General features: G+C 64.8%; 23 protein-coding genes. 11 read left to right on the forward strand and 12 right to left on the reverse strand.

All coding sequences use genetic code 11. The annotated features are described in order from the left end of the window. Positions 1-90 precede the first annotated feature (90 nt). Complete coding sequence (locus AB843_RS22540; protein ID WP_048649162.1) at positions 91-357, forward strand: SEL1-like repeat protein; 267 nt, start codon at positions 91-93, stop codon at positions 355-357. 78 nt (positions 358-435) lie between these two features. On the opposite strand, the gene AB843_RS22545 is transcribed toward AB843_RS22540, so the two are convergent. Beyond that, positions 436-2394, reverse strand: coding sequence for an acetyl/propionyl/methylcrotonyl-CoA carboxylase subunit alpha (locus AB843_RS22545; protein ID WP_048649163.1), 1959 nt, complete (start codon positions 2392-2394; stop codon positions 436-438). Positions 2395-3173: 779 nt separating this feature from the next. On the opposite strand from AB843_RS22545, the gene AB843_RS22550 reads away from it, so the two are divergent. From AB843_RS22550 to AB843_RS22565, 4 genes are all read left to right on the forward strand, one after another. Further along, positions 3174-7043 (forward strand): RHS repeat domain-containing protein, encoded by a 3870-nt coding sequence (locus AB843_RS22550; protein WP_244468064.1) that lies wholly within the window; start codon positions 3174-3176, stop codon positions 7041-7043. Positions 7044-7218: 175 nt separating this feature from the next. Then, positions 7219-7992, forward strand: a complete 774-nt coding sequence (locus AB843_RS22555) for an MBL fold metallo-hydrolase (protein WP_048649164.1) — start codon at positions 7219-7221, stop codon at positions 7990-7992. Positions 7993-8188: 196 nt separating this feature from the next. Beyond that, positions 8189-8776 carry a DUF922 domain-containing Zn-dependent protease gene (locus AB843_RS22560; protein ID WP_048649165.1) on the forward strand — a complete coding sequence of 196 codons (588 nt, stop codon included), beginning with the start codon at positions 8189-8191 and terminating at the stop codon, positions 8774-8776. 87 nt (positions 8777-8863) lie between these two features. Next, positions 8864-9193: a helix-turn-helix transcriptional regulator gene (locus AB843_RS22565; RefSeq protein WP_048649190.1), complete on the forward strand. Its 330-nt coding sequence runs from the start codon at positions 8864-8866 to the stop codon at positions 9191-9193. 27 nt (positions 9194-9220) lie between these two features. Here the strand turns inward: AB843_RS22565 and AB843_RS22570 are convergent, their stop codons facing one another. The 7 genes from AB843_RS22570 to AB843_RS22600 all read right to left on the reverse strand — a co-directional run bounded on the left by AB843_RS22570 (position 9221) and on the right by AB843_RS22600 (position 15337). Further along, positions 9221-9574 (reverse strand): DUF2200 domain-containing protein, encoded by a 354-nt coding sequence (locus AB843_RS22570; protein ID WP_048649191.1) that lies wholly within the window; start codon positions 9572-9574, stop codon positions 9221-9223. 78 nt (positions 9575-9652) lie between these two features. Next, a complete protein-coding gene (locus AB843_RS22575; protein WP_048649166.1) occupies positions 9653-11260 on the reverse strand; it encodes a carboxyl transferase domain-containing protein in 1608 nt (535 codons plus the stop codon). Positions 11261-11268: 8 nt separating this feature from the next. Further along, positions 11269-11685 (reverse strand): type II toxin-antitoxin system VapC family toxin, encoded by a 417-nt coding sequence (locus tag AB843_RS22580; protein ID WP_082143967.1) that lies wholly within the window; start codon positions 11683-11685, stop codon positions 11269-11271. Continuing rightward, complete coding sequence (locus AB843_RS22585; RefSeq protein WP_048649168.1) at positions 11649-12023, reverse strand: AbrB/MazE/SpoVT family DNA-binding domain-containing protein; 375 nt, start codon at positions 12021-12023, stop codon at positions 11649-11651. The genes AB843_RS22580 and AB843_RS22585 overlap by 37 nt, the downstream gene beginning before the upstream one ends. 87 nt (positions 12024-12110) lie before the next feature. Further along, positions 12111-13274, reverse strand: a complete 1164-nt coding sequence (locus AB843_RS22590; protein ID WP_048649169.1) for an isovaleryl-CoA dehydrogenase — start codon at positions 13272-13274, stop codon at positions 12111-12113. A gap of 21 nt (positions 13275-13295) precedes the next feature. Beyond that, complete coding sequence (locus AB843_RS22595) at positions 13296-13943, reverse strand: TetR/AcrR family transcriptional regulator (protein ID WP_048649170.1); 648 nt, start codon at positions 13941-13943, stop codon at positions 13296-13298. Positions 13944-14158: 215 nt separating this feature from the next. Then, positions 14159-15337, reverse strand: coding sequence for a methyltransferase (locus AB843_RS22600; RefSeq protein WP_082143968.1), 1179 nt, complete (start codon positions 15335-15337; stop codon positions 14159-14161). Between the two features lie 651 nt (positions 15338-15988). Here AB843_RS22600 and AB843_RS22610 point away from each other — a divergent pair. The 3 genes from AB843_RS22610 to AB843_RS22620 all read left to right on the forward strand — a co-directional run bounded on the left by AB843_RS22610 (position 15989) and on the right by AB843_RS22620 (position 18050). Then, positions 15989-16354 (forward strand): YciI family protein, encoded by a 366-nt coding sequence (locus tag AB843_RS22610; RefSeq protein WP_048649173.1) that lies wholly within the window; start codon positions 15989-15991, stop codon positions 16352-16354. An 8-nt stretch (positions 16355-16362) separates the two neighbouring features. Continuing rightward, positions 16363-17601 carry an RNA polymerase sigma factor gene (locus AB843_RS22615; RefSeq protein WP_048649174.1) on the forward strand — a complete coding sequence of 413 codons (1239 nt, stop codon included), beginning with the start codon at positions 16363-16365 and terminating at the stop codon, positions 17599-17601. 116 nt (positions 17602-17717) lie between these two features. Then, the gene (locus tag AB843_RS22620; RefSeq protein WP_048649175.1) at positions 17718-18050 is read left to right on the forward strand and encodes a hypothetical protein; all 333 of its coding nucleotides are present in this window, start codon (positions 17718-17720) and stop codon (positions 18048-18050) included. 165 nt (positions 18051-18215) lie between these two features. On the opposite strand, the gene AB843_RS22625 is transcribed toward AB843_RS22620, so the two are convergent. The 4 genes from AB843_RS22625 to AB843_RS22640 form a co-directional block, all read right to left on the reverse strand. After that, entirely contained in the window at positions 18216-18770 is a 555-nt protein-coding gene (locus AB843_RS22625; RefSeq protein ID WP_048649176.1) for a cysteine hydrolase family protein, read from the reverse strand. 93 nt (positions 18771-18863) lie between these two features. Next, positions 18864-20042: an MFS transporter gene (locus AB843_RS22630; protein ID WP_048649177.1), complete on the reverse strand. Its 1179-nt coding sequence runs from the start codon at positions 20040-20042 to the stop codon at positions 18864-18866. 419 nt (positions 20043-20461) lie between these two features. Next, on the reverse strand, positions 20462-20890 hold the full coding sequence (locus tag AB843_RS22635; protein WP_048649178.1) for a GFA family protein: 429 nt from the start codon (positions 20888-20890) through the stop codon (positions 20462-20464). Next, positions 20877-21851, reverse strand: a complete 975-nt coding sequence (locus AB843_RS22640) for an NAD(P)-dependent oxidoreductase (protein ID WP_082143969.1) — start codon at positions 21849-21851, stop codon at positions 20877-20879. The genes AB843_RS22635 and AB843_RS22640 overlap by 14 nt, the downstream gene beginning before the upstream one ends. A gap of 59 nt (positions 21852-21910) precedes the next feature. Here AB843_RS22640 and AB843_RS22645 point away from each other — a divergent pair, with 59 nt between their 5' ends. The 3 genes from AB843_RS22645 to AB843_RS22655 all read left to right on the forward strand — a co-directional run bounded on the left by AB843_RS22645 (position 21911) and on the right by AB843_RS22655 (position 24290). Beyond that, positions 21911-22252, forward strand: a complete 342-nt coding sequence (locus tag AB843_RS22645) for a winged helix-turn-helix transcriptional regulator (RefSeq protein WP_048649180.1) — start codon at positions 21911-21913, stop codon at positions 22250-22252. Positions 22253-22417: 165 nt separating this feature from the next. Next, on the forward strand, positions 22418-23239 hold the full coding sequence (locus AB843_RS22650; RefSeq protein WP_048649181.1) for a M55 family metallopeptidase: 822 nt from the start codon (positions 22418-22420) through the stop codon (positions 23237-23239). A 10-nt stretch (positions 23240-23249) separates the two neighbouring features. Beyond that, positions 23250-24290 (forward strand): P1 family peptidase, encoded by a 1041-nt coding sequence (locus tag AB843_RS22655; protein ID WP_048649182.1) that lies wholly within the window; start codon positions 23250-23252, stop codon positions 24288-24290. The last annotated feature ends 252 nt before the right edge of the window (positions 24291-24542 follow it).

Consider the following 24542-nt stretch of genomic DNA (forward strand, 5'->3'; position numbering starts at 1 on the left):
AGGCGCTCCCGTCATTCTCCAAACCATCGAAGAGCAAGCCCGAATGCGGGAAACAAAAGCTCTCGGGAGAGAAAACAGGGATCTTGGATTATGGCACGTTATGACGTTCAGGAAGCAGGCTTCGGCACGGCTGGTTCGTCCACCCAGGCCGATGTGCTGTTTCAGCTGGGAATGATGTATGCGACCGGCCGCGACTGCGATGTCGATCTGGTGGCAGCCCATAAATGGTTCAACATCGCCGCCATCAAGGGCTCGGCGCGCGCCGTCGAACTCCGCTCGGAAGTGGCCGGCAGCATGTCGAAGGCGGACCTCGCCAAGGCGCTGCGCGACGCACGCGAATGGATGACGATGCATTGAGGAGATTGCGCGCAACGAACCGGGCACAGGGAGCCTCGACGGCGCCCGGTTCCCTGTTCGCTGCGGGCGGTGAACTGCCTATTCGCTCAACTCCTCGAACCGTACGAGCATCGCGCCGTCATTGACTTGCGCCCCTTCGGAGGCGATTTCGGCGATCACGCCGTCATGCGGCGCCGTGATGGTGTGTTCCATCTTCATCGCCTCGAGCACCAGCAGCGGCTGGCCCTTCCTGACGGTTTCGCGCACGGCGGCCCGCACGAGCTTGACGAGCCCCGGCATGGGTGCGCTCAGCCGGTCGCCGGCCGCCGCGTCGCCTGCCATCTGCAGCGGGTCGGGGACCTGGAAGGTCAGGCCGTCGGCGCGTTCGAACACCGTCACATGCCCGGGCCAGCACGCCACGCGCCCGGCTTCGCCGCGCCGAACGATGATTGGCTGCGTGCGCTCATCCTCGCCAACGCAAATCGACAGCGCTCCGTCTGGCCGCGCCGTCACCCAAGCGCTGATCGTTTCATCGCCGCGCTGCAGCGTGCGTCGATGCGCCATCGCGCCAAAATGCCCATAGCCGGAAATGGTCGAGAACGGATCGGCGTCGTCCGCCGCTCGCGCCCGGCTGCTGGTGGCGGCGACGGCGCTTGCCACATGCCGGGCGAGGGGGGACGCCACGGTGGTGAGCGCCGCCTGCTTGCGGCCGATCAGTCCTGTCTCCAGATTGCCCGCTGCGAAATCCTCGTCGCGGGCGAGCCGCGCCAGAAAACCCAGATTGACCGTCGAACCGGCGACTTCCGTCGCTTCGAGCGCCGTTGCCAGCGCATCCAGAGCCGCCGCGCGTGTCGCCGCATGGACGATCAGCTTGGCGATCATCGGATCGTAATAGGGCGAGATCGCATCGCCCGCCGTGACGCCGGCATCGACGCGCAGCAGCGCTCCGTTCACCGCGTCGGGAAATTTCAGATGATGCAGCGTGCCCGTCGCCGGCAGGAAGTCGCGCGTCGCATCCTCCGCATAAATCCGGGCTTCCACCGCATGGCCAGTGGCTGTGATCTGCTCCTGCATCAGCGGCAGGGGTTCGCCGGCGGCCACCCGTAACTGCCACTCCACCAGGTCGATGCCGGTGATCATCTCGGTCACCGGATGCTCCACCTGCAGCCGCGTGTTCATTTCCATGAACCAGAACCGGTCGGGACGCAGTCCTTCCGAGGCATCGACGATGAACTCGATCGTGCCGGCCCCGCTGTAGGAGATCGCCTTCGCCGCTTTCACGGCCGCATCCGTCATCGCTTGGCGCGTCGCCTCGTTCATGCCAGGGGCTGGGGCCTCCTCGATCACCTTCTGGTGCCGGCGCTGCGCCGAGCAATCGCGCTCGAACAGATGGACGGCATTGCCGTGATTGTCGCCGAACACCTGCACCTCGATGTGGCGCGGCGTTTCGATGTACTTCTCCACCAGCACATGCTCGTCGCCGAAGGCGGCCTTGGCCTCGCGCTGGGCCGCCGCCAGGGCCTCGGGAAAGGCGTCCTGATCGCTCACCAGCCGCATGCCCTTGCCGCCGCCGCCGGCACGCGCCTTGATCAGCACCGGATAACCGATTTCATTGGCCTTGGCGGCCAGGGCGACAAGCGCCTGCGTGTCGCCGTGATAGCCCGGAACCACCGGTACGCCGGCCCGTTCCATCAGGCGTTTTGCGGCGTCCTTCAGCCCCATGGCGCGGATTGCCTGTGACGAGGGGCCAATGAAAATCAATCCCACCGCTTCCACCTTCTCGACGAAGTCCGGGTTTTCCGACAGGAAACCATAGCCGGGGTGGATGGCTTCCGCACCGGTATCCCGCGCCGCCTGAATGATCCTGTCGCCGTCCAGATAGCTTTCGCCAACCGGTGCCGCGCCGATATGCACCGCCTCGTCGGCCATTCGCACATGCAGCGCGTCGCGGTCGGCGTCCGAATAGACCGCCACGGTGGCGATCCCCAATCGCTTTGCGGTGCGCGTGACGCGAACGGCGATCTCGCCGCGATTGGCGATCAGGATTTTCTCAAACATCGGCGATTGCCCCTTTGCAATGAAAGCGTCTGTTGGTCTGACCTTATAGACGGTTTCATTGTGCAACGTCAGGATTCCGATGGTTTTTTCAACGCTTGTTCCGGAGCGGTCGTCGTGCTTCGGGCGTAGCGAACGCACATGGATTTGCTTCGCGACGACCGCCGGCGCCTCGGAGCGACATCGGAGTAGGTCGCCTAGTCATGTTGATTTTGAATAAAGCATAGTAAATTCAATCTGTTATATCGCTTCTTGGCGCGGGTTACCGTAACGATACCCGGCCGAGACTGCCCAACCGACCCCAATTCGCCTTATCCCTTTCGACTGTGTTCTCAACCGGTCGGTCAGCACCGGCGTGTTCGCGTTCCCATGCGTAAAAAACTGCGGCGCCGACCGAGAGCGGCGCACCGCAAGCAAGGAACGGGCTCACGATGACTGGACAGCGATGTCGGGGAACACGCCTCTGCGTGCCGCCAGGATACAGACGCTTTCGGACTTTTCGAAGGGCGGCTGGAGCGCATTGCACGGCAAGGCGGACACTCCTCCTTCGCATCTGCCCCGGTGCATCGGGTGGCGTTTGAACCCGACAGCACTCGAAGTTGAACGGGCAACTCTCGCAGACAGTTTCATGCGTCCCACCACGGTCGGGTTGGTCACCCGGCATGCGGATTTCGCCAAAGCACGACGCGCCAGAACGTTGTGAGAAAGACCGTCGAACGTGGAGGCGTGGAGATGGAATCGGCCGTCAACACGTCAGCAAAAATCATATTGGAAACGTCACGATGAAACGTTCACGAACTCGCTTTCTTCTCGCAACCAGCGCCCTGTCGTTCGCCGTCGCGATGTACGCTGATTCTGGCGTTGCCGCCGATCTTCGAGGTGGTGTCGAACCCATTCCCGAACCGCCGGTCTTTGTGCCCGAGCCCAGGCCGGCGAGAGCTGCGATCTTTGACAACCAGCCCGTCTACAAGGGTGGCGATGAACTGCCGATCTACATGGGTGACGACCTTCCGCCGCTTCTGGAGATGGGTGGCGCCTGCGAAGGCGCGGCCTGCCCGGCGATGGTGCGTGGCAAAGTCCTCGACAACAGCCAGACAAGTCCGCTGCGCATCGGCGAGAACACGGAACAGGCAATGGGCGGAGACCGGCCGTCGCTCCCATTCATGATCTCCGTCGATGGGCAGGTGGTCGACGAGAGCGGCGCCATTCGCAACGAAGGTGCCTTTGGTGTCGGCGCCGATGCGCGTCCGGTCGACAGGCAGCGCAAGACGGACGTCGATCTCAGCGCGGTCGATATCCAGGTCAAGTTCGATGGCCTGGACCAGGAGCCGCTTCTGAATGTCTCCACCATGCCGATGCGCAGGGCCTATCGCCCCGGCGAGCCGGTCCAGTTCTATGCCACGTCGAATTACCCGGCCTTCATCAACCGCGGCGAAATTCGCATCTACGACAACCGGCGCGAACATTCCAGAAAACCCGTTGCGGTGATCCCGATCCGGGTCAATTCGGAGGCGGGATGGGTGATGCCGGCGGATCCGGGCGGAGACTACACCTATGTGCTGCGCGTTTATGACGACCGCGGCCGTTTCGATGAAACCGTGCCTTTGACGCTTGTCGGCACGCGCGGGGAAATCATTCCCGATTCCGGTGATGCCATCGCTCCGGGGAAAGCAGAGGATCGCACCGCCTTCCGCAACATTCCCGTCTATGGCGGCGCGGTCACCGTCTACGGACGCAACGTGCCGGAGGGATATGGAATCGTTGCCTTCGACGAGCTTGTTCCGCTTGACGCCAACGGCACGTTCGTCACGCAGCGCATCCTGCCGCCCGGCCAGCACGCGGTCGATATCGCCGTGGACGGGACCTCGAAAGGCGGCGGCCTCTATTTCAGCCGCGACGTCAACATTCCGACCAGTGACTGGTTTTATGTGGCGCTCGCCGATTTCACCATCGGCAAGCGCACGGGCGACGACGGCATCGAGGATGTCCGCTCCGGCGAGTACGACAAGGTCTGGCAGACGGGACGGCTGGCCTTCTACCTGCGTGGCAAGATCAAGGGAAAATTCCTGCTGACGGCGGCTGCCGATACAGGTGAAGACGACATCAAGAACCTCTTCAAGGATCTCGACGCGCGCGACCCGAAGGAATTGCTGCGCCGCATCGATCCCGACAAATACTATCCGGTCTACGGCGATGATTCCAAATCGGTGGACGATGCGCCGACCAGCGGCAAGTTCTACGTTCGCCTTGAACGCGGCGACAGTCATGTCATGTGGGGCAATTACAAGACCAAGATCTCCGGCACCCGCTTCCTGCAGGTGGACCGCGGTCTGTACGGAGCCAGCGCGGTTCTGCGCTCGCCCGGCAACACCTCGTTCGGCGACCCCAGGTTCCAGGCGACGGGTTTTGCCGCGCAGCCCGAAACCCTGCCGCAGCGCGACGAGTTCCTCGGCACCGGCGGCTCGGCCTATTTTCTCAAACGACAAAAGGTCATCACCGGTTCCGAGACCCTGCATATCGAGTACCGTGACAAGGTCACCGGGCGCCTCATCGAGCGCCGGGCACTCGCCTATGGCGAGGACTACAACATCGACTATCTGCAAGGGGTGGTGATCCTCGACAAGCCGGTTTCCCAGGCCACGGCGGAAAGAGGACCTGTCCGCGACGGCGCGTTGGGCGGTTACACGACATACATCGTCGCCCAGTATGAATATCGTGCAAGGCTTGGCGAAGCCGATGACTATGTCTTCGGCGGCCGGGCCGAGCGCTGGCTCAAGGACAGCCTTCGCGTTGGCGTTACCGGGATGGCAGACAACACGGGAAGTGCTGACCAACGGGTTTATGGAGCGGATGTTCGCATCCGCCGTTCCGACACGACCTACATCGATGGAGAGATCGCATATTCCAAGGGGCCCGGTTTTGGAACGTCGCGTTCCACCGATGGCGGGTTGACGATATCCGACACGCCGACCGCCGGCCGGCCGGATACGAAAGCGACCGCCTGGAGCCTGCGGGGTCAGATGGATCTCAAGGATTTCAAGCAGTTCGGGATACCGGGGACAATCGGCGGTTATTACGAGAGCAAGGACGCCGGTTTTTCAAGCGTTACCGAACAGATCACCATCGATGAGCGTCTTTGGGGAGCTCACGCAAATCTCCCGCTGACCACGACGATGGATCTCGACGTGTCCTATGATGACTACAGCAATGGCGAGGGCCGCCGTCGCAGTGAGACGGAAGCGTCGGTAAGCTGGGAGTTCGATGCCTACTGGAAAGCCGCTTTCGGCGTTTCATACTCCAAATTATACGCGCCGGGTTCCGTGGCCTCGGGCAAGTCTGGCTATGACGGCACGCGTCTGGATGCAGGCGTGCGGATCGATTACAAGCAGGACGAGGACACCGGATACTATGGTTTCGCGCAGACAACGGTGGACCGGAAGGGCGGCATCAAGAAGAATGACCGCTATGGCGTCGGCGCGGAGATGCAGATCACTGAAAAGATCGGCGCCGAGGGCGAAATCTCGTGGGGGCCTTCCGGGATCGGCGGCCTTGCCGGCCTGACCTACAGTCCAACCGCCGAAGACAAGTACTATGTCGGCTACCGTCTTGATCCTGATCGCGCGAATGATGGCAACTATGGCTACGATCTGGTCGGCGCCGACCGTGGCGCCATCGTCGCCGGCGTGAAGAAGCGCATCAACGACGTGACCTCCGCCTATTCGGAAACCAATTACGACCTGTTCGGCCGGCGCCGAGCGCTCGCCCAGACCTATGGCGTGGTCTACACGCCGGACCCGGTCTGGACCGTCGACGCCGGTTTCGAGGCCGGCAGTGTCGAGGATAGCCGCATCAATGCCAAGACAGGCAAGGAGTACTCCGATTTCGAGCGCTATGCCGGCTCACTCAGCCTGGGCTTCAAGGAAGATGAGCTGGGCCTCAGCTCCCGCGTGCGCGGCGAAGCGCGCCTCGAACGATCCGACGACGGCAGCCGCAACCGCAACACGTATCTGATGAGCGCCGGCTTGGCCTGGAAACATGATGAGAGCGGCCGGCTGCTCGGCAATATCGACGCGGTCATTACCGATGCCGATGCCGGGACCTACTACAATGGCGACTATGTCGAAGGCTCCATCGGCTACGCCTATCGGCCGATCGACAATGATCTGCTGAATGCACTGTTCCGCTACACCTATCTGCGCGATCTGCCTGGGAACGACCAGATCAGTAGCCTGTCGCGATCGACCAACGGGCCAGAGCAACGCAGCCATATCGTCTCGGCGGACCTCACCTACGACCTGTTGCCATGGCTTTCGGTCGGCGGCAAATACGCCATGCGCATGGGCGAGATCCGCCAGCGCAAGACCGACGGCAGCGGCGCCTTCGGTGCCTGGGAGGAATCGACCGCGCATCTCGGCATCCTGCGGACCGATCTGCACATCGTGAAGAACTGGGATGCGCTGCTGGAAGGCCGGGCCTTCTTCCTGCCCGATATCAAGTCGACCGACTACGGCGCACTTGCCGCCGTCTACCGGCATGTCGGCAACAATTTCAAGGTTGGTGCCGGTTACAATTTCGGGCGTTTCTCTGACGATCTGCGTGATCTGACGCTTGACGACGGCGGTCCCTTCCTGAACGTGGTCGGCAAGTTCTGATGCCCGAGGCGGGCGCCCTCGTCTCAGGGGAAGGCGCCCGCCGCCATCATCGGCGCAGGTTTTGCCCGCGCGCCGGTGCCGAAGCGACAAGGTCAGGGTCGGACAGGGGCGAGGTTTCTGCTACTATTCCTGCCGATGACGATGGCTGCGCGCCACACCAACAGGAGTGAAGCGGATGATTTATACGCGACGCAAGACGCTGAAACTTGGTCTTTCCAGCCTGGCGTGCCTCGGCGCATCCACGCTGATGCCGTTCTCCGCCCGGGGCCAGGAGGGCGGCGACCGGTACGACACCGCTGGCGGCGAGATCGTCATCCATCCGGTGGCGCACGCCTCGTTTGTCATGACGGTGCCGGGGCTTGTGATCTACAACGATCCCGTTGGCGGCGCCGATGCCTATGCGGGACACCCCGCGCCGGACCTGATCCTGATCACCCATGAGCATGGCGATCACTACGACGCCGAAACCTTGAGCGCGCTGGTGGGCGAGAAGACCAGGCTGATCGCCAATCCAGCCGTCTTCGGCATGTTGCCGGACGCGCTGAAAGCGAAGGCCACGGCCATCGGCAATGGCGAATCGGCGACGGTCGATGCGTTGGAGATTCTGGCGATCCCTGCCTACAACACCACGCCGGACCGGCAGAAATACCATCCCGAGGGGCGCGACAATGGCTATGTGCTGACTGTAGACGGACGCCGGGTCTACATTGCCGGCGACACGGAAGACATTCCGGAAATGCGCGCCCTGAAGGACATCCACATCGCCTTCGTACCGATGAACCTGCCTTACACGATGGATATCGATCAGGCGAGTTCGGCGGTCGCCGAGTTCGCGCCCGCCTATGTCTATCCCTATCATTATCGCGGCCAGGATCCCGAGGCCTTCGCCGCCAAGGTGACGGACGCCGGCGTGGCTACCCAAATCGTGCAGGGCGCCTGGTACGCCTGATCGGCATGGCGCGGCGATGGTTCGCGCCTCCGTTGCCGCGCTGCATCCCGGCCTTGCGCTGTCTTCCTTTTCCCGTCTCGGCTTGTCGAAGGGACGAGGAGAAGGTGGCCCGGTTTCACCGAGTGTGCTGGCGGGTTTGCCAGCGAAGCGGGTTTCCACTAACCCTGCTGCGATTGCATGACAGCAGGGGTTGCCAATGAAGACGATGGTGATGGCGATTGCGTTCCTTCTCGGTGCTCTGCCGCAGGCGGCGTGGGCCGAATGGAAGGCCATCGAGAAGATCGAAACCTACGCCATTTCCGGCGGCACCGGCATCGAGCTCTACCAGTCGATCGGCGCCAACGGGCCGAAAGTCGGCGTCGGCCGGGCCATCGCCTATACGGATTTCAAGCTGACCTGGCGGCGCGATTACCAGCCGAGGGGTGGCGGATGCACGCTGGCCTCGGCCAAGCCGAAACTGATCATCACCTACCGCCTGCCGAAGCCGTCCGGCCGGCTGCCGGCAAGCACGCAACGCCTGTGGGACATTTTCATCGCCGGCGTCGAGGCGCATGAGCGCGTTCATGGCGCCTACATCGTTGCGATGGTGAAGGAGATCGAAGCAGTCTCGGTCGGCCTGAGCGCGCAGAACGATCCGAAGTGTCAGAAAGTGCGCCAGGAACTGCAAAAACACCTGGGTCGCCTGTCGCAGGCGCAGCGGAAGAAGGGCAGGGATTTCGACCGCGAGGAGATGAGCGAGGGCGGCAATGTCCACCGGCTGGTGCTGGGACTGGTGAATGGCTGACTGGCGGGTCATCATGCAGGATGGCGAGGTTCTGGACGTTCTGCGCATTGGGCCGCGTGGCGGCGTTTACGATTGATGGAGGCCGGCATGGGCGAGATGGTGACGATCACCCGCGAGGAGTATTCAAAACTGCTTGAGGCGGCCGAGGATCTGGCCGACATCGAAGCCTATGATAGGGCAAGGCGCGATCCGGGTGCGGCCATTCCGGCGGACAGCGTTCGGCGCATGGTCGATGGAGAAAGCCCGTTGCGAGTGTTCCGCGACCTGCGGGGGCTGACGCAGATGCAGCTTGCCGAACGCGCGAGTGTGAACCGGGTGCAGATCGCCGATATCGAGGCGGGGAGGAAGACGGGGTCTGTGCAGACGCTGCACAAGCTGGCGGAGGCTTTGGAGATTTCGATTGACGATCTGGTGTGAAGGTGGCGTCCGCAAGGCGCTTCAACTTCATTCGCTGCGCAAAATCTTTTCCATCGCCTTGCCCCGCGCCAACTCGTCGACCAGCTTGTCGAGGTAGCGGATTTCCCGCATGACCGGGTCCTCGATTGCCTCGACGCGGACGCCGCAGATCACGCCTCTGATCAAGGCTCGGGCGGGATTGAGTTTAGGAGCGTTGGCGAAGAACGTCTCAATGTCGGTCCGTGCCTCCAGGACGGTTTCAAGGCCGTCACGATCATAGCCTGTCAGCCAGACGATGATCTGATCGACCTCAGCTTTCGAGCGTCCCTTCCTCTCCGCCTTAGCCACGTAATGCGGGTAGACGCTCGCGAAACTCATCGAATAGATTCGGTGCTTTGTCATGATGGCTCCAAGGACGGGTCGTCGAAGCACGCCTGAGACGCAGGCCATCTTCATGGACACGATCACGGACCATGCAGATCACATCCGAAACACGCCGAACTTCGTCTCGCCGATCTCCGCATTCAACGCCGCCCCAAGGCTCAGCGCCAGCACTTCGCGTGTTTTGGCCGGGTCGACGATGCCATCGTCCCACAGCCTTGCACTGGAATAAAGCGGATGGCCCTCGCGCTCGTATTTTTCCAGGATCGGCCGGCGGAATTCGGCTTCCTCCTCGGCCGACCACGCGCCGCCACGCCGCTCGATGCCCTCGCGCTTGACGATGGACAGGACGGTGGCTGCCTGCTCGCCGCCCATGACGGAGATGCGCGCATTGGGCCACATCCACAGGAAGCGGGGCGAATAGGCGCGGCCGCACATGCCGTAATTGCCGGCGCCGAAGGAGCCGCCGATGATCGCCGTCACCTTCGGCACGCCCGCCGTGGCGACCGCCGTCACCAGCTTGGCCCCGTCGCGGGCGATGCCGCCCGCCTCGTATTTGCGCCCCACCATGAAGCCGGTGATGTTCTGCAGGAAGACCAGCGGAATCTTGCGCTGGCAGCACAATTCGATGAAATGCGCGCCCTTCAGCGCGCTTTCGGAAAACAGCACGCCATTGTTGGCGATGATGCCGACCGGGATGCCATGCAGATGGGCGAAGCCGGTGACCAGCGTCGTGCCGTAATTGGCCTTGAACTCGTCGAACTCCGATCCGTCGACCGTGCGGGCGATGACCTCGCGCACGTCATAGGGCTGGCGCGTGTCGGAGGGGATGATGCCGTAGATCTCGCGCGGATCGTAGAGCGGCGGAATCGCCTTTTGAAGATCAAGCGCTATCGTCTTCTTTCGATTGAGGTTTCGAACGATGCGGCGAACGATGGCCAGCGCGTGGTCGTCGTTCAGCGCATAGTGGTCGGCCACCCCCGATTCGCGCGTGTGGACCTCGGCGCCGCCGAGCTCTTCCGCCGTCACCACCTCGCCGGTGGCCGCCTTCACCAGCGGCGGGCCGCCGAGGAAGATGGTCGCCTGGCCCTTGACCATGATGGTCTCGTCGCTCATCGCCGGCACATAGGCGCCGCCCGCCGTGCACGAACCCATGACGCAGGCGATCTGCGGGATTCCGCGCGCCGACATGTTGGCCTGGTTGTAGAAGATGCGGCCGAAATGCTCGCGGTCGGGAAACACCTCGTCCTGGTTGGGGAGGTTGGCGCCGCCCGAATCGACCAGATAGACGCAGGGCAGGTTGTTTTCGAGCGCGATCTCCTGCGCCCGCAAATGCTTCTTCACCGTCAGCGGGTAATAGGTGCCGCCCTTGACCGTCGCGTCGTTGACGACGACGACGCATTCGCGCCCCTCGATGCGCCCGACGCCGGCGATCAAGCCAGCGGACGCAATGTCGCCGCTGTACATGCCGTGGGCGGCGAACTGGCCGATCTCGAGGAATGGCGCGCCGACATCGAGCAATTGCGCCAGCCGCTCGCGCGGCAGGAGCTTGCCGCGCTTGACATGCCGCTCGCGCGCCTCGTCCGGCCCGCCGCGGGCGATGATTGCGGCCTTATCGGCCATTTCGGCCACCAGGGCGCTCATGCGCGCGGCATTGGCCTTGAAGGTATCGGAGGAGGGGGCGAGTTGGGACTTTATGACGGGCATTGGAGCCTCTAGCGGATGAGTTCGATTTTGCAGCCGAGATCGAAAGCGGCCCAAATGCGGTCGGCGGTGACGGCCGTGCCATCGTGGCGAATGGCAGTGGCGAGGCACGCCCGATCGCCAAGAGAAAGGGTGCCCTTTGGAGCGTATGCGAAAAGCCGGCCCGCCAGGATTGCGACATCCTCGTCAAAACTGGTTACATCGATATTGCTGTCTTGCACATAGTCCAGCGCTATCTGCTCCGGAATGCTCCGTTCTATGCATTTCGACACGATTTCAGCGAGCGTGACACTGCTGATGATTCCGCCACGCGCCAGCCGGGCGGCTGTCTCCTGGCCCGGCTCTCCAAAAACGACCGCCAATATCGCGGATGTATCGATAATATACGGCGTCATTCGAGCGGCGGCAGTCCGTGTGCCTTGCGCCATTCATTTGCCTCTTCAAGCTCCTTGCCGGCTTCTTCCCGGCGTTCCTCGATAAGCTCGTCGACCAGGCTCACTCCCGGGTTGCTGGCCTTGAATTCGTTGGCAAAGGCTTGCACGCGCTTGAGTGCCACGGACGGGGATACGATGCGGAACTCGCCGTCCACCACCTTGGCCGTCACTGTGTCTCCCGGTGCCACCATCATGGCGGCGCGCATTTCTGCCGGAATGACGATGCGCCCCGCACTGTCGATCTTGAGACGCGTATGGGCCACCGAGCGCAATTCCCCGGCTCGATGCTCGAGCGATTGCGGTTCCTCAGAAAAACCCTTCGTGCGCGGCATGGTTGGTCACTCCTGTCATTCACTCCTTAAAATGCCATATAGAGAGAGAATTGGCAATTTTGACTGCTTCTGCCATCCGCTGCCAGATCAAGCCATCTCCTCCACGATCTCCCGGCCGATCAGCCAGCGGCGGATTTCGCTCGTGCCGGCGCCGATCTCGTAGAGCTTGGCGTCGCGCAGGAGGCGGCCCGTGGGGAACTCGTTGACATAGCCGTTGCCGCCCAAGAGCTGGATCGCGTCGAGCGCCGTCTGGGTCGCCTTCTCGGCGGCGTAGAGAATGCAGCCGGCGGCATCCTTGCGCGTTGTCTCGCCCCGGTCGCAGGCCGATGCCACGGCGTAGACATAAGCGCGGCAGGCGTTCATCGTCGTGTACATGTCGGCCAGCTTGCCCTGGACGAGCTGGAAGGCGCCGATCGGCTGGCCGAACTGCTGACGCTCGCCGACATAGGGCACGGCGACATCCATGCAGGCGGCCATGATGCCGACCGGGCCGCCGGCCAGCACGACACGCTCATAGTCGAGGCCGGACATCAATATGTTGACGCCCTTGCCCTCCTCGCCGAGCACGTTCTCATAGGGCACCTCGACATTGTCGAACACCAGTTCGCCGGTGTTGGAGCCACGCATGCCGAGCTTGTCGAGCTTCTGCGCCACGGAAAAGCCGGCCATGCCGCGCTCGACGATGAAGGCGGTGATGCCGCGCGGTCCGGCGTCGGGCGCGGTCTTGGCGTAGACCACCAGCGTGCCGGCATCCGGCCCGTTGGTGATCCACATCTTCGAGCCGTTGAGGACGTAGCGGTCGTTCTTCTTGTCGGCGCGCAGCTTCATCGAGACGACGTCGGAACCGGCGCCCGTCTCCGACATGGCAAGCGCGCCGACCGTTTCGCCCGAACACAGCGGCGGCAGGTATTTTTGCTTCTGCGCGTCATTGCCCCAGCGGCGGATCTGGTTGACGCAGAGATTGGAATGGGCGCCGTAGGACAGGCCGACGGAGGCCGAGGCGCGAGAAATCTCCTCCATCGCCACCACATGCGCCAGATAGCCGAGGCCGGAGCCGCCGAAATCCGGGTCGACGGTCATGCCGAGCAGGCCGAGCGCCCCCATCTCCCGCCACAAGGGGGCGGGGAATTCATTGCTGGCGTCGATCTCGCCGGCGAGCGGGGCGATCTTCTCGCGGGCGAAGCGCTGCACCATGTCGCGCAGCGCGTCGATGTCCTCGCCAAGGCCGAAATTCATCGATCCCGTATACATGGTCTCCTCCCGTTCTCCGCCTCAATCGCCGGCACGCGCCTTGCGGGGCCGTTGGCTTCCCGTATTCGCGCATCCGACGAGGCGCATGGTCATGGTGTGATAGGTAGCGGCCACCTGGTCTTCGGAAAGGCGCTCGTCGGGCCGGAACCAGACGATGACGCCGGTGATCATCTGGATGATGGCCATGGCCGTCAGCGCCACGTCCTCGACGGTGAAGACGCCGGCCTCGGCCCCGTCGCGCAAAATGCCGCGCAGCGCCCCCTCATAGTCGGCGCGCAGGGCCAGAACATGCGCCAGCCGCGCGTCCGACAGGCTGCGCAGCTCCAGATTGTTGACATGGGTCGAGGCGCGCCGTGCCAGGTGAAAGCGGATGTGGTTTTCGACGAAGGCGGCGAGTTGGCCCGCCGGGCTCCTGTTTTCGGAGCCTTCGGCGGGCCGCGCTTCCCCCCAGGAAGCAATCAGACCGTCCATGTGGGTGCACATGAGCGAATAAAGCAGCTCTTCCTTGGTCGGGAAGTAGCGATAGAGGGCGGCCGGCTGCACGCCGACTTCAGCGGCGAGCTGGCGCATCGACATGGCCTCGAAGCCAAGCCGGGCGATCAGCGACACCGCCGCCTCGCGGATCGCCGCTTCGGTCTTCTCGCCGTCCGAACCCGTGGTGCGCGCCATGGATGGCCTCCTTGGCGGGATTATTAAAACGAACGTTCAATTAATTCAAGAGGTGAGTGGGGAGGGGGAGGTAGAGGCAGTGTTGGGGTGTGATTGAAAGGCGGAGCGGTGTGGCGGGGAGGGCGCTCTCGCAAGCCGACCTCACGGACGAGAGGCTTTTGGATTGGCCTGCAGCGATTCCGTATGCGCATGTCGGTGTGCAGCTGCAGGCAATTTTACTGCCCGCGCAATGGCTCGCCTTCACGCGCGCAGTCACGAAAAGCCTTGAAGAGCGTGCTCGCCAGTGACTGTTTTTCCTCGTCGAACTGCGCAAGAACGCCCGCTGATGGGTGAGCAAACTGGCTCGCTGGGACCTCTCCCGTGTTCATGGCCCAGCATATGAAATGTTCCCCGAATTCGGGGCCCATGCGTGGAACCCATTCACTATACCGCGTTGCAAATTCTCGGAATTGCGGCCGGTTATTGCGTTTCAGGAAAAGCTGGCCTCGTCTTATGGCGAGCAGTTTTCCGCGGTTCCCGTCGAGTATGAAGGGTGCGAGGAGCCGGCGGATATGAAACTTGAGACCTCCCTCGACGCGCCAAAGTTCGAGAAACAAGCCCTGGTACTCGCTGGCGTTCCCGCCCAGCCAGACACGCAAATTTTGCAAGAAGCTCGCTTTGCTCCAGTCTTTCACGCAAAGATTCATCTGCACGACACCGGCGGTGTTCAGATGTGCGCTGAGTTCGCGGAAGAACCGCACCAGAATTTGCTCTCCGGATTCGAGCGCATTTCGCGGGAGCAGCTCCATGCCGACGGGTGCATTGAAGACGATCCTATCGAAAACGGCATCCTGCACTGCCGAGAACAGATCTGATTCAAGGACTTCGACATTCGTAATCCCGTTCAGGGCAACATTGAACCGCGCAAGCATCAGAGCACGGGGATTGATGTCGAGCGCCACCACGCGCCGGCAGTAGGAGGACATGGAGAGTGCGATGATGCCGCAACCACACCCCATATCGAGGCCATCGCCGGTCGCACCGCGGATAAGGAGGTTGGACATTACCGGTCCCTCCCACAGCGGGTCGACATAGTTGTCCCGGTCCTTTGAGGCGCGGACGACACGCATCGACTGGCGCAAGTCTGAGAAGATCAGGTGCGGGCCGATCATCCTTCCCTGGAATCTCGGAACCAAATCGTCCCCTTCCCGCACGACCAGGCTGAATCGTTCCATGGATTCGAGTATGCTGGAGGACAATGCCACCTCAATTGGCATGCGTGGCTGGGTATTGCCTTCGACAAGCTTCGCCACCGCGGATTGCGACTGCGCTGCCAGGATTGTTTTGATAGCCTTGCCGAGTTCGGCGGCTGGTTGGCTATCCTTGGCGGACCATTGGAGCATTGGCAACGACATCGGGCACCTTACTCATTGGCCGGTGGGGAGCACCGCTGTGGAGCCAAACTGAAAGGCGAGCGGTCGTCCCGAGCGCCAGGCGATTGCAGGGCATTCCAATGCGCCATTGCATGGCTCCAGCGCTGGAAAATATAGATGTCCTTTGGTTGCCTCGACCCAGCAACTCGGAGCCAGTGGCTACACCAAAAGCGGTAGGGAACTCGATCCAAGCTCGGGATGCAAACTGCAAGGCGGCCCATTCCCAACCGTTCTTGCCTCGGGACCTGACTTTTGAAGCAATTGTTTCGCGAGAATCTCCATCGAATCAGTGCTGAAAAAAATCTGGCCGTTCCACAATGTGCCTGCTTCGGCAGCAACGCTGCTAATGTCGGTCATGACCGCAACCACGACCTCCGGCGTGGTCGCTGGCGATGGCTGCTTCCAGGAAGCGGCGAGGCTGGTCTCAACGGCCAACATTGGGCGAATGCGCCATTCATCCAGAGATCGCCAGATAGCGGCAACGGGCCATGACAGAAGCCGCAACCCCATCTCCCACACCCACAAAATGCCCGCCGTCTCCACACCCGCCAAAAGAAATCGTCTACCCTTGTCGAAATCCGCCTGCGCCGGACGACTATCGGCATTCCTGGCGCTTAAACATGGAGGTTTGTCATGCGCTATGCCTGTCTCATCTATTACGATCCGAAGAAGCTGTTCGGCGGCTCTGCCGAGGCCAAGGCCGCATTGGAGCAGTGCGAAGGCTATGACGAGGCGCTGAAGGAGAGCGGGCATTTCGTTGCCGCCGAGGCGCTGGAAATGCCGGAGGGGTCGATGACCCTGACCGTGCGCGATGGCAAGATGTCGGCGGTCGACGGGCCGTTCATGGAAACCCGCGACATGCTCGGCGGCATCATCGTCATCGACGCGGCCGATCTGAACGAGGCGGTGCGCGTCGCCGGCGGCCATCCGCTGGCCAGGATCGGCGCCATCGAGGTGCGGCCCGTGGTGGACTTCAGCACGCCGCCGCCGGAGCTTTGAACGCGCCAGTGGCGGCATCCGAAGCCGAAGCGGCGCTCGAGGCGGCCTACCGGAAAGAGAAGCGCCGTGTTCTGGCGACACTGATCCGCCTGCTCGGCGGCTTCGACGCGGCGGAGGAGGCCCTGCACGAGGCCTTCGCCGCCGCGGCCCAGCGCTGGCCGCGCGAGGGCGTGCCCAAGAATCCGTATGCCTGGCTGGTCTCGGCCGGCCGTTTCAAGACCATCGATCGCTGGCGGCGCGAGGGGCGGCAGGCCGCCCTCCTGCCGGAGCTGGCGGTGCTGATGGAGCCATTCGAGGAGCCGGAGATGCCAAAGGCCGTCGCCGACGACGAATTGCGGTTGATCTTCACCTGCTGCCATCCCGCACTTGCGCCCGACCAGCGCGTGGCGCTGACGCTGCGCGAGGTGGGCGGGCTGACGACGGAGGAGATCGCCCGCGCCTATCTGGCCACGCCGCCGACCATCGCCCAGCGGATCGTGCGCGCCAAGGCGAAGATCCGCGACGAGGCGATCCCCTATGCGGTGCCGGGCCGGGCGGAATTGGCCGAACGGTTCGAAAGCGTGCTGCGCGTCGTCTATCTGGTGTTTTCCGAAGGCTACGCGGCGACCGGGGGGCCGGTGCTGACGCGCGCCGACCTTTGCGCCGAGGCGATCCGGCTCGGGCGGCTCGTCGTCGGCCTGACCGGGGAGGCGGAGGCGAGCGGGCTTTTGGCGCTGATGTTGATCAACGAGGCGCGGCGCGCCTCGCGCACGGATGCTGCGGGCGACATCGTCCTGCTCGAGGCGCAGGACCGGGTGCTGTGGGACCGGGCGATGATCGCCGAGGCGGGGGAACTGATCGCCGCCGCCTTCGCCAGCCATGGCGTCGGGCCCTACACGCTGCAGGCGGCGATTGCCGCGCTGCACGCAGAGGCGGCAAGCTTTGCCGCAACCGACTGGCAGGCCATCGTCTCGCTCTACGATGTGCTCCTGCGCGTCGACCCCTCGCCGGTGGTGCGGCTCAACCGGGCGGCGGCGCTTGGCATGCGCGACGGGCCGGATGCGGGGCTTGCGGCGGTCGACGTGGCGATGGCGGCGGGCGGGCTCGACGCCTATCACCTGGCGCACGCCGCCCGCGCCGACATGCTGCGCCGGCTGGGGCGGACGGCGGACGCGCGCGCTGCCTATGGCAAGGCCTTGGAGCTGGTGCACCAGGAGGCCGAGCGACGGTTTCTCGAGCGGCGGCTGGCCGCCCTCGAAAACGGGTGAGCGGCTGCATCCATCACCGCCAGGTGGAAAACCGGCCCCGTCGCGCAAAGCTGAATGACAAATGGCGTCGTCTGTGATCAAGCTCGCGGCGAGAAGACTTTCTTGAGATCACTGAAATGAGTGCGTTTTCGTTCCTGCTCCTGTCCGTCTCGACGGCCACGTTCGTCGGTGCGGCCAGCGCCGCCAAGACCTGGAGCCTGCTGCAGCCCAGCGGGCGCTGGCTGGCGCTGACCCTGATCCTCTACACGCTCGGCAATCTGATCATGCTGCGGCTGATCCGCGAGATGGGCCTGGGCGTGGCGATCAGCCTGTCGGCGGTGATCCAGCTCGTCGCCATCAATTTCGTCGCATTGGTGATTTTTGGCGAAAAGGTTTCGGCCGTGCAGGGGGCGGGCCTGGCACTGGCCATCGTCGCCGTGGCGCTGATCACGCTGTTTCCCCCCAATTGAGGAAAGCGGACGAAACCGCCCGGACGGGACAGGAGCGCGTCTGCCGATGCGCCGGTGCCAGGCGGAGAAACCGGGAAAATCCGTCCTGTATTCCATACCGTCGCGCCCGGTTGACACGGGCGGTTTCGCTGCAGGGAAAAACGCCGCCTGCGGCCGAAAGTTCCCTCACAGCGCGTCGATCAGGGCTTGCGTATCGGTGACTTTGCAGAATTCGAAGCCCAGCGTTGCCACATGCGCGGTCTGGACGGTTTCGGCCGGCATCGTGCCGCCCTTGCCGTCGGGCAGGTCGAAACAATCGCAGGCGTCGGCCACCAGCACCATCGGCCAGCCCATATTGGCGCCGGTGCGGATGGTGGTCGACACGCACATGTCGGTCGAGATGCCGCAGGCGACGACCGTCTTCGCGCCGAGACGGCGCAGGCGCAGATCGAGATCGGTGCCGATGAAGGCGGAGTTGACGCTTTTGGAAACCAGTTCCTCGCCCGCCAGCGGCTCGAAGCCGGGGCGCAGCGCATTGCCGGGCTGGCCGGGGCGCAGGGTGGAATTCGGCTCGACCGAATCGTGCCTGACATGGATGACCGGTCGCCCGGCGGCGCGCCAGGCGGCAAGCAACGCCTGGCCGTTGCGGTCGACATCCCCGTTCCAGCGGCGCGGCCAGGGCGCGTGATCGAAGGCCTGCTGGTAATCGACCAGGAGGAGGACGGCGCCGTCGAGTTCCATTGCGGTTGCCTTTCGAAATTGCGCTGTCGCGGCCGTGGTCGGTCGCGCGGGAGCAGCCGATGCTAACGCCTTGGGCCATGACGGCAAGGGCCATCACGGCCGTATCGCCGGTTTTGATTGGGCCACGCGGTCGGCGATGAGGAGCGCGCCGCCGGCACCAAGACCGATGCCCAGCACGAGGGCAGAGGCGACTGCTCCGCGCTGCTCGAGGGCCAGCGAGGCCAGGGTGAGAAGCGCCATCAGGGCGATGTTGTTGGCGCTTTCGGAGACCGACAGCACCAGCCCCCGGGAACTGCCGGGCGCGGCCGCGGCGCGGGCGGCCAGCAGCGCCGTGCTGGCCGGGGCGGCAAGGCCGAGCGCCGCACCCCAAAGGGCAAGCGCGACCAGCGCGGCGGCCAGCGGCAGCGGCAGCGCCAGGAAGGCGGCAAAGGCCAGGCAGAGGAGGCCGACGGCGGCGAGCAGCAGCGCCTCGTCGCCGGCAAGCGCCCGGCGCGCCCGCCCGACAGTGAGATTGCCCGCCGCCAACCCGCCGCCGAAGGCCGTGACCGCCAGGCCCGTCTGGGCGGTGTCGATGCCGTAGCGCCGGCGCAGGATCTCGCCGCTGAGCGCGAAGCCGGCGACGGCGGCGCCGTTGTACAGCGCCTTGGCGGTGATCAGCCGGGCGATGGCCGGCCGCAGGAGAATGGCGGGCGAGGCGCGCCCGGCCGCATGGGGCGCCGCCTCCCGCCGCGGCAGCACGATGGAGGCGAAGGGCAAGAGCACCAGGCAGCCGGCGGCACTGGCCAGAAACGGCGCGCGCCAGCCGGCCGCCTCGGTCAAAACGCCGGCCAGCGCCGGCCCGCCGATGATGCCGGCCGTCATGCCGAGCATGGCAAGCCCCATCGCCGCCGCATGGTCGCGCGGCGGATAGTGATCGGCGATCAGCGCGAAGACGGCGGGAATGAGCGCCGCTGCCGCCAGCCCGCCCAGAACACGCAGGGCGATGGCGATGGCGAGCGACGGCGCGAGCGTGACGGCGACGCCGTCGGCGGCAAGCAGGATGAGCGCGGCGATCAGCAGCCGGCGCCGGCTGAGCCGATGCGCCAAGAGGCCGAAAAGCGGCGCGCCGAGCGCATAGGCCAGCGCATAGGCCGAGATCAGCCAGGCGGCCGCCGCCGGCGGCGCGGCAAAGGCCGTGGCGATGGGCGTGAGCATCGGGGCGATCATGAATTCGGTCGCGCCGACGAAGAAGACGGCCAGCGCAAGCACCGGCAGGAGAAGCCGTGAGGGCATGGGATGCTCCCTGTGGAACAGATGTGCGGAGCGCGCGGATGCACGCGCGGCGGCGAAGGATTTTGGGGGAAGAAAAAAAGCACCGGGCGGCGCGCAGCCGGCCAAAAGGGAGAAGAGGGTGCTTCGGGTGCCGGCTGGCAAGGGCCGCAAGGCGCGGCGCGGGCAGGGGATTTATGTGGCAGCGATTGCCGGGGAAATCAAGGGGCAGGGTACAGGCGGCGGCGCGTCAATCCGGCGCTGATCGAGCGTTTCGCGAGGCGCGGCACGGACAGGCCGCCCGACTGCCGCGCCCCGGCTGCGGCCGTCGTCGTCCAAACCGTGGCCGAGGCACTGGAGCACAGGGCGGTGGTCGAGCGCCGCGGCTGGATGGCCAACCCGCCGCCTGGAACGCGATTGGGCGGGAACTGCTCCCCGCGAGATCAGGAGGGGGAGGAATGCGCCTCAGGAAAGGCTTCCAGTTCGAGCCACCGATGTCGCTGCTCGGGCCAGTGGAGCCTCTGTGGCGGTGGGAAATCCGGATCCTCGAAACAGCCCACCGACACGGAAATCGCGTCCTTGAGCGCCTCGGCGCTCATGAAGACCACGGTCCCGCATTCGACGCAGAAATGCTGATCGAGCCAAGCGCCCGACTGCCCGGTCCTACGCCAAGATTTTGTCCGCCCCTTGCGCGCCACGACCGCGTCGTTGCGATAGATGGCCCGGTAGGAAAAGGCTGTTCCGGTGCAGCGCTGGCATTCGGCGCAGGAACAGGCATAGACTCGCCGCGGTGTGCCGGCGCAGACAAGCTCCACCTGCCGGCACGAGCACACCGCCGTGCGCAACACGGCCGTTCCCTTACGCGACGGCATCGTGCGTCATGCCATTGCGCTGGAACAACGGGGCAAGTGCGGCGAAGTCGGCGTCGGCGCCGTCCTGCGCCAACGCTTGGCGAAAGAACCTGTCCATGGCGCGCGGCAGGGCCGCGTCGAGACCTTGCTCCTCGCAAGCCTCCAACAGGTGCTGAAAGGCGCTGTGATGTGCGCCGAGGGAGGCCAGCGTCGCGTCATCGCCGGCAAAGCGGCAACGCGCCGTTCGATCGACGAGGTCGAGCAGGGCCGCATCGACGACAGGCTTGAAGGCGAGAAGCTGGCGGCGGAACATGTCAAGTTCGAGACCTTCCACCTGCACAAGCGCCATGCCCTGCAAGGCCCCGAAGAGGCCGCCCCACATCTGCGTGAGCAAGGCGGTGTCCAGGGCTGAGGCCTGCCCCGGAACCTCCCCCACGTGGCTGGTCTGGCCGCCGAGGACGAGGAGCGCGGGCAAGCAGGCTTCGTAGGCCCTGCTGGATCCCGAGTAGAGGAGCGCAGCCTCTGCTCGGCCGATGAAATCCGGCGTCGCCATGATCGCGCCGTCCAGGTAGTCCGCGCCCTGCGCACCGAGCCAGTCGGCTTCCTCCCGCGCAAGCCGCGGCGATCCAGACGTGAGCTGCACGACGGTTTTGCCGGCCAGGAGCGAGGCGACGCGATCGCGCTTCAGCAATGCATTGCTTGCCGCATGGTCGAGCACGTTGACGAATATGATCTCGGCCGCGCCGAGGGCGTCTTCTACCGTCGCGGCGCCCTTTGCCCCCATCGCGATCAGTGGTTCGCATTTCGCTGCGGTACGATTCCACACCCACGTAGGATGCCCCGCTTTCAGGAGCGTTCTGGCAATGGAGGAGCCCATGCGCCCCGTGCCGAGGACGCAAACTGGTCGTTTCATGATTGTCTCCGGGCCTGTGGCCTTAAAGGTTTCCGTTTGAGCGCGTGCGAAGCGAAGGTATAAGTTCATCCGATGTTTTGAAGTACGCACTTCCAGGTAAGTGTCGGAAACTGTCAGGAGCCCGAGAGATGACGGACGAGAACTCGGATGATTGCGGCTTCGCCGCGGCGCTGCAGGCGATCGGTGGAAAATGGAAGACGTCGCTGCTGTGGGCGCTGCACTTGCGTTCGCACCGCTTCGCCGAGCTGCGCCGGCTGTCACGGGGCATCAGCGAAAAGGTCCTGACCCAGCAATTGCGGCAGATGGAGGCCGACGGCCTGATCAGCCGTCACGACTACGGAGAGGTGCCACCCCGCGTCGAATACACGGTCACGCCGCTCGGGCTGAGCCTGAACGATGCCGTGACGGCCATGTCGAAATGGGGAAAGCAGCACGAGGCCTGGAAGGCGCGCCGGCAGTACGCGGCATAGCGGCATGCCGTGACGGTCGGCGACCAGGCATTCACGTCGTTACGCGCCATTGCCCGGCCTCCCTCCGCCAACCTTATCCACCCCAACCCCATATTGCCGCCACGCCCTCGCTCCTGCTCTACTGCCCGGGCGATTCTGCCGGTGGCCATCTGCGAGGGAGCGAGCATGCACATCTTCATTTCTGTCGACATCGAGGGCGTGGCCGGCGTCAATGAGGGGCTGCAGGGGCAGCGGGGCAATGCGGAGTATGAGGTTGCCCGCCGGCTGATGACCGAGGAGGCCAACGCCGCCATTCGCGGCGCTTTCGCCGGCGGGGCGGTTGCGGTCACGGTGGCCGATTCGCATGGGCCCATGCGCAACATGATCGCCGGCGCGCTCGATCCGCGCGCCCGGCTCGTCTCCGGCAGGCCGCGGCCCCTGTCGATGATCGAGGGGGTGCGTGCGGCGCATGCCGGCGTGGTGCTGATCGGCTATCACGCGGCGGCCGACAATTTCGGCGTCCTGGCGCACACGATCAGCGGGCTGGCCTTCCGGCGCATCGAGATGAACGGGGTGCGGGCCGGCGAGCCGACGCTGTTTGCCGGCCATGCGGCCGAGCTTGGCGTGCCGCTGCTCGCCGTCTCCGGCGACGACCAGCTGGGCGCCGAGATCGCCGAACAGTTCCCCGCCGCCCGCTTCATCGAGGTCAAGCGGGCGATCGGCGCCAGCGCGTCCGAAAGCCTGTCGCCGCAGGAGGCGTGCGCCTTGATCGAGGATGGCGTGCGCCAGGCGGTGGAGGGTGCGCGGCAAACGCGGGCGCAGGCGCCATGCACGCCGCCGCTCGCCGTCACGGTGGGTTTCTGCCGCCAGAACCAGGCCGACGCCGCCGCCCTGATGCCGTTCGTCGAGCGGACCGGGGCGCTCGACGTGCGCTTCACCGCCAACAGCCATGCCGAGGCGATCGGCGTCCTGTCGGGCTTTGCGCTGATGGCAGCGGGCTTGGCGTGAGAACCGAGGCATGAGCGAACGCATCTTCGACCGGGACGGGCGCTGGTGGGACCTGCCTTCGGGCGCCGCCAACACCATCGCCGACGTGCCCGGCGTGACGGTCGGCCATGCCACGCTTCAGGCGGGTGCGGCGCGCACCGGCGTCACGGCGATCCTGCCGCATGACGGGGATCTGTTCCGCCACCCCGTGCCGGCCGGCATGGCGGTGCTCAACGGGTTCGGCAAGAGCGCCGGCCTGATGCAATTGGCCGAGCTCGGCCGCATCGAAACGCCGATCCTGCTGACCAACACGTTCGGCGTGCCGGCCTGCGCCACGGCGCTGATCCGCCGCGCCATCACCGAGAATCCGGGGATCGGCCGCCATTTGCCGACGGTCAATCCGCTGGTTCTCGAATGCAATGACGGGCGCATCAACGACATCCAGGCGATGGCGGTCGGCGAGGCGATGGCGCAGCAGGCGATTGACGCCGCCGGGCCGGTTTTCGAGCAGGGCACGGTCGGCGCCGGCACCGGCATGCGCACCTTCGGTTTCGCCGGCGCCATCGGCAGCGCCTCGCGGCGCGTCACCCTGCCGTCCGGCATCGCCTATACGCTCGGCGCGCTGGTCCTGTCGAATTTCGGCCGTCCGGGCGATCTGCGCGTGCTTGGCCGACGCGTCGGCACACCGGCCGAGCATCGCTCCGATCCAGAAGACAAGGGTTCGGTGATCATCGTCTATGCCACCGACGCGCCGCTCGATGCGCGCCAGCTCGGCCGGCTGTCGCGCCGCGCCGGCGCGGCGCTTGGCCGGCTTGGCAGCTTCTGGGCCGACCAGAGCGGCGACGTCGCCATCGCCTTTTCCACAGCCAATCGGCTGTCGCTGGAAGGCGATGTGGAGCCGGCCGCGCGGCTGGTCGAGGCGCGCATGAACCCGTTCCTGCAGGCGGCGGTGGAAGCGGCGGAGGAGGCGGTGCTGAACGGCCTGTGGCACGCGCGCCCCGTCGCCGGCTATGACGGATTGCGGCTGCCGGTGCTGGGTGGTCAATTGTCGCCTGATCGCTTGATGCCCTGACGGGCACGCCCTTGCCGCGCGCCGCCGCCGGGGGTAAGCCAGAAACGAAGGTGCCTTTCGGGCGCCGGCCAGCCCTCGCACGGCCTTGGATTCTGACCCCAGGGGCGCGTGCGACAACCAGCCAAGCCAAGCCAAGCCAAGCCAAGTCAAGTCAAGTCACGCCAAGTCCGCATGGAATTCCGGAGACCCCTGATGTCCGCGCGCATATCCCTTTGCATCGCCGCTGACCTGCTCCCCTGAATGTACCCATTC

This window comes from Nitratireductor soli (assembly GCF_001050155.1).
GTDB lineage: Bacteria > Pseudomonadota > Alphaproteobacteria > Rhizobiales > Rhizobiaceae > Nitratireductor > Nitratireductor soli.